This is a genomic window from Flavobacterium sp., assembly GCF_031422135.1.
Classification (GTDB): Bacteria; Bacteroidota; Bacteroidia; order Flavobacteriales; family Flavobacteriaceae; genus Flavobacterium.
Genome location: NZ_JANOQD010000008.1, coordinates 1 through 3,451, shown reverse-complemented (window position 1 = coordinate 3,451; position 3,451 = coordinate 1). Strand labels below are relative to the sequence as shown.

The following is a 3,451-nucleotide window of genomic DNA, read 5'->3' as shown; positions in this document are numbered from 1 at the left end:
ACTAGCCACCTTTATCTTCGTCTCATTATCAGGTAAATCAAATGAAAATCTATTTGTATCTACAGTAATACTTTGGCTTTTTATGTGGGCTTTGGTTTCTACTATTTCAATATCGACATATACATCGTCGTACCACATATTGCCAGCAACACATTTGATACAGTAGGGTCATATTCAAACTTTTTTTATTGATTTTAACCTTGTAAAAATAAAAAAATAACCCGTAGGTTATCTTTTTATGTCACTTTTTTTATTTTGAATGTGAGGTTTTATTGTTTTTTTTGTAATAACAACACTTCTGATACATTACCACATTTATTCAGGCATACCGGGAACCCATACGCCACCGTTCTTAGTTTCTTGATAAATTTCTTTAAAATCTTTTATGTTATAGTAATTGGATTTTTCAAGTTCTTTTTGATCGGTCTCGTCTTGTAAAAATGGAAAAAAATTAAAATATTCATCACTTTCGGGCCTTGCTATTTTAGTAGCATGATAAGCTAGCTTGCCCATCATTTCTATTTTTTGTGAAAAGGTTAAACCTATTTCTACTTCTTTACCATTCGCATCTCTCTCTACGAGATATGCAAGATAGGTTTTTACTATTTCAAGATATTTAGTTTGTTCATCTTTTGAAGCTTGTTTGATAATTTTCATAATTTCCTCATGAAAATATAATTTCCCTGAACAATCTTTGCTCCAAATTACTCTACCAAACTCTTCGTTTTCTTTAAGATTATTATCCAAAACAAATTTATTTAATTGCTCATCTCCAACATAACCGAAAACCTTCACCAATGATTGTAAGAAAAAGGCATCATTAAATTTTAGCCAAACTAGGCTTGCTTTACTATCATTAAATAAATATTTATTACGGTTAATTAATATTTGTATATTTTTTTCTCTCTGTTGTGATAAATCTTCTAAAGAATTCCATTTATAAATTTTAACACCATCTTTTGATATTGGTATATTATTCTCTATTATTTCGATATCAGGAAACACTTTTCGATAATCCAAAATTTCTGGTATTGAATGTAATTCTGTAATAAAATTGTTTTCTTTATTTATATAATAAGAATAGTCATGTAACTCTTCTGTATTATTTTTTATGAATTTAATATCTCTATTACAAGGGGAAGTAAAGTTTAGATACACGTTTTTTTTTGTTGAACTGTAATCTAAAGTTCTTTTGAAAATCTCATTTATTTTTTTATTAAATAGAACATTATCTGGAGTTTTATATCCATTAATTATTAGACATTCTTTTAATATTTGATATGATATATTTAAATCCGTTTCAGTTAAATTATAATTTGGATAATCAGTTTCACTTTTTTCAGCTGCATATCCTGCTTTAATTTGTTTTTCTAATAATGTCCTTATTTCTTTATTACCCATTTTTTTATTTTTATTTACTTCATTTTTATTTTGACATGAACAAGTGCAAAATAATAATATGGTTGATGCAAGTATTAATAATTTCATAATCGTTAATTTTAAGTTCTAGTTGTTTTAGCGGTATCAACATCAGCTTCGCTATTCATAACTTTTAGTGTGTATTCTTCATTAGTAGGAATGTAATTTGGTGGAATAACAAACCAATCAATATCGTTTTTGGAATATTTGGAAATTTTTACAGTTCTAGCCCCCTTAACACCCCCTTGATTACCTCCTACACAATAATAATGATTGCCATCTGGGCTAATTCCAACAACAAAAGTTATATGACCACTACCTCCAACAGCACCATCTTTACCATTTGGTTTAACACTTTGATTACTATCCCAATCTATCACTGCGGCCGAACCATAAATTGGTTTATCTTGTTTCCAAAATTGCCACATTGCAGCTCTACACGATAATGCTGGCGGTGTATAATTTGCCTGAGAGAAACACCAACTAACAAAAGCACCACACCAGTTTGTTCCCTCATCAAGTCCGTTTCCGTTTGTTGAAGCTGTAAAATATTCAGTAATTCTAGGATTATTATCTTTTTTTCCTGAAATTGCTTTTTGACCTACTTCATTTAGTGCAAACGGCATCCACTGTGCTCTATCCTTAACTTCCTTTTTCTCCTCCTTTATCTTCTCACATTTCCCAAAAAAAACATTTGGTTTTCCAAGGTCGTAATGCTGTTTTTTCACAACCTCTGTTACTTCTTTTACGGTGGTTTTACCATTCATAAAACCATAACGTTGCTCAAATCGTTGTCTGGTATATACCCATTTCTTTCTTTTGGTATTTTCTCCATCTTGTAACATAAAGGGTGGGTTTGAGGCATAACCATATTTAGTAACCCAAGGTTCTTGTGTGATATTTTTCATTCGTTGCACTTGGCTCGTCGTGCTTCCATCGCCATCAGGTACAGTAACACTTTCATCAAATAATACATAATCTGGATTACCACCTTGACCAACGGCGTTAGGTTTTAATACTTGTAAATAAAAATCAGTAAGTGTAGCAAATTTATCTTTATTTTTTTGCAAATATTTTTTGACATAATCCATTTGTTCAATAAAAGTCATTGCTTTTAGTTTGGCTCTTGTTGTACCAAGCTTTTCTGCCGAAGCATCGCTAAATTGTATGAGTCCTGAATACCCTTTTCCATTATCCGCATAAGGCTTGAAGGTATCTTTACTCCCTGTTTCTAAATGAAATATAGACATCAATTCACTCGCTTTTTCTTTCTTTTTACTCTCGCCCCATAACTCTGAACAAACTTGTAATACTTTTTTTCTTTGGTCGCAAGTTAATTGATTGCTCCAATAAAACTGGTTTTCTTTTTGCTTGCAGAAACATTCACTTGTTTCTTTTTTGGAATCCCTCTCTCCAAGCTTACTCTTCGTCTCATTATCAGGTAAATCAAATGAAAATCTATTTGTATCTACAGTAATACTTTGGCTTTTTATGTGGGCTTTGGTTTCTACTATTTCAATATCGACATAGACATCGTCGTACCACATATTGCCACCTAGTTTTTTCATAGCCTCGGTAAGTGGGATTTCAACATAGCATAAATTGCTGGTTATTTTAGCAACTATTGGGTCTTTGGTCAGCAAATGAGGGTCGCCCAGCCACTCTTTGTCATATACCCGCAACTTTATGGTGTGTCCAATAAGTCCTGTGGAACCTATTGTGGCTCTTATGGTGTTGCCATAATCACTGTTTGTAATTTTATTCCCTTTATCGTCTGTAAAATAAATATACGTTATTTTTTTAGGTACTACCGCTGCTGGTGCCACTGGTTTAGTAGGTTTGGGTGCTGGTTTTGGCGTGGCTACTTTTGCAGGGACTACAATTTTTGGGGCTTCGGCTTTTATTTTTTGTTTGGGTTCTTGTACTGGTTTTGGCTCTATGCCTTTTAGTTTTTCTTCGATGACTCTTTTCTTTTCTTCTACATATTCTGGAGCATATATGTTGATGTTGCCACTCGTGTTTATTACCTCTG

General features: G+C 32.2%; 2 protein-coding genes. Both read right to left on the bottom strand.

The window, feature by feature from the left end; translation table 11 throughout:
* Positions 1-315 precede the first annotated feature (315 nt).
* Positions 316-1,488: a hypothetical protein gene (locus RMO70_RS01785; protein ID WP_310554709.1), complete on the bottom strand. Its 1,173-nt coding sequence runs from the start codon at positions 1,486-1,488 to the stop codon at positions 316-318.
* 11 nt (positions 1,489-1,499) lie between these two features.
* The coding region (locus tag RMO70_RS01780) for a hypothetical protein (RefSeq protein WP_310554708.1) at positions 1,500-3,451 on the bottom strand (1,952 nt) is incomplete at its 5' end.